Raw genomic sequence first — 2,221 nt, 5'->3', positions numbered from 1 at the left:
CCACCGCCGGCCCCGCATCGGCGTAGTCCAGCAGCGGCGCGCCCGTCGCCGGATCCTGCAGCGCGATCGGCGCGCCCTCTCCCGCGCGGATCGCGCCGTCCACCAGGCTGCCGATCCGCCCGCCCAGAAGCGTGCGCACGCCCTCCGCCGCGACGGCGGGCGCCACGAAGCCCGTCATGGCCGCGCCCCCGCCAGCAGCGTCGCGACCAGCCGGTTGAAATCCTCGCCATCCGCCACCGGCGCGGCGTCCCAGACGGCCGCGGCGCGGCCGCAGGCGACGGGCTCCGCGCCAACGGCACGCGCCAGGTCCATGGCCAGCCGCACGTCCTTGCGCATGAGCCCGGCGGTGAAGCCGGAATCGAAGCTGCTGGACAGCACCCATCGCGGCAGGTTGACCTCCGTCGCGGCGGAGCGGCCGGAGGCGGCGTTGACCACCGCCAGCAGCGCCTCGGCCGGCACGCCCGCCGCCTCGCCGATGCGAAGCGCCTCTCCCGCCACCACCAGGTGAGTCGCGACCAGCAGGTTGTTCACGAGCTTCGCCACCTGCCCTGCGCCGGCCGGCCCGACATGCACCACGCGCGCCGCGATGCGGTCCAAGACCGGCCGGGCGCGCTCAAGTGCCGCGGCCTCTCCGCCCAGCATGACCGTCAGCGTCCCGGCCGCAGCGCCCGCCGGCCCGCCGGAGACGGGCGCATCCAGATAAGCCGCGCCCGCCGCCGTCGCCTGGCTTGCGAAGTCCCGCGCGGCCAGCGGCGAGATGGTGGAGGTATCGGCAACCACCGCGCCTTGCGGCAAGGCCGGGAGCAACTCCGACAGCGCCGCTGCCACCGCCCGCTCGTCGGGCAGGGAGAACAGCACGACCGGCGCTGCCGCCTGCGTGAGGCTGGCGACACCGCCCCGGCCGGGGTCGAGGTCGTAGCCCGCCACCTCAGCGCCCGTCCCGGCCAGCCGGGCGGCCATGGCCGCCCCCATCCTGCCGAGCCCGACCAGCCCGATCCGCATGCGCCCGCAATCCCCATCGCCGCGGCGTGAAGGTCGCAGTCCCGCGAGCAGCCGTCCAGGCGCCGCCCTGCCATGGTTCCGTCACCGGGGCGTGGTTTGAGAACCGCGGCTGCACACGCCATGCTGCAGTGCAGCAGAAGGAAGCCTCATGTCCGACCACGTCATCACAAGCCGCCTGACCCAGTTCATCGGCCCGGAGCGCAGCCGGACGGTCATGCAGTTCCTCCGCTTCGGGGTCGTCGGGACGATCGGCTTCATCGTGGACACCGCGTCGCTCTACGCCGCGCTGGCGCTCGGCTTCGGCCTGTATGGGGGGCGGGCGGCGTCCTACGTGGTGGCGGCGACCACCACCTGGGCGCTCAACCGCGCCTGGACCTTCCGCGGCCAGGGCGACGGGCCGGCGTGGCGGCAATGGGCGATCTTCCTGGCGGTCAACCTGGTGGGCTTCGCCTGCAACTACGGCACCTACGCCGCGCTGGTATCGACTGTGGCCGTCGTGGCGCAGCATCCCGTGATCGGCGTCGCGGCCGGGAGCCTTGCGGGGATGGTCGGGAACTTTCTCCTTTCGCGACGTTTCGTGTTCGGCGGCGCAGATCGCGCCCCACGACCGTAATCAAGCCAGCCCCGGATGCGCGCAGCGACCCCCAAGGCCGACCCCGAATTGCGCCCTGCCGGCGGCCTCCCCGATGGCGGGGGCGCGCGGGGCGGCGAGACCGTCCACCCCTTTCCCACGGCCGACCTCGCGGGGGTGCGGCCCTTTCGGCTCGGCCGCCGCGACCCGATGGTTGCGCCGGCGGCGGCCAACGATGCCGTCCGGGTGCGGCCGAGGCCATGGCCGCCGCTGCTGCTCGGTGCGCTGGTCGCTGCCCTTGACCTGACGATGCTGCTGGCCGCCGGGTTCGGGGCCGACCTTCTGGTTCCGGTGGCCGGCGCCGCCCATGCGCCCGTCACGCTGCTGCTCACGGGCCTCGTGCTGGCTGGCGGCGTCGCCACCGGTGCCTACGACCATCCCATACTGTTCGACGGCGCGCGGCAGCTGCGCCGGATCGGGCTGGCCGCGCTTGCCGCCATTGCTGTGGCCCTTGCCGCCGCGACGGCGTTCGACGCGGCCGGGCGGATCGACGCGGCCTGGCTCGTCATGGCGACGGCATTCGGCGCGGCCGGCCTGGCAGCGGGACGCTACGGCACGGCGGCGCTGCTGCGCGGCGCCCCGCGCAGC

At 74.8% G+C, this 2,221-nt stretch carries 3 protein-coding genes; 2 read left to right on the top strand and 1 reads right to left on the bottom strand.

From position 1 onward, the window contains the following. Positions 1-174 precede the first annotated feature (174 nt). Entirely contained in the window at positions 175-1,002 is an 828-nt protein-coding gene (locus OZN99_RS30125) for an NAD(P)-dependent oxidoreductase (RefSeq protein WP_270938896.1), read from the bottom strand. A 148-nt stretch (positions 1,003-1,150) separates the two neighbouring features. On the opposite strand from OZN99_RS30125, the gene OZN99_RS30120 reads away from it, so the two are divergent. Then, positions 1,151-1,615, top strand: a complete 465-nt coding sequence (locus tag OZN99_RS30120; RefSeq protein ID WP_270938895.1) for a GtrA family protein — start codon at positions 1,151-1,153, stop codon at positions 1,613-1,615. A gap of 267 nt (positions 1,616-1,882) precedes the next feature. Further along, a partial coding sequence (locus OZN99_RS30115; RefSeq protein WP_270938894.1) for a hypothetical protein occupies positions 1,883-2,221 on the top strand: 339 nt, incomplete at its 3' end.

Origin of the sequence: Falsiroseomonas oryzae (assembly GCF_027856955.1) — a bacterium.
Taxonomy (GTDB): domain Bacteria; phylum Pseudomonadota; class Alphaproteobacteria; order Acetobacterales; family Acetobacteraceae; genus Falsiroseomonas; species Falsiroseomonas oryzae.
The sequence above is the reverse complement of the archived record's forward strand: the minus strand, read 5'-3'. Positions and strand labels throughout refer to the sequence as shown.

What these genes read in the sequence shown, in the direction of transcription:
- OZN99_RS30125 (WP_270938896.1), bottom strand. Translation starts at nt 1,002, where the DNA reads ATGCGGATCGGGCTGGTCGGGCTCGGCAGGATGGGGGCGGCCATGGCC.
- OZN99_RS30120 (WP_270938895.1), top strand. Translation starts at nt 1,151, where the DNA reads ATGTCCGACCACGTCATCACAAGCCGCCTGACCCAGTTCATCGGCCCG.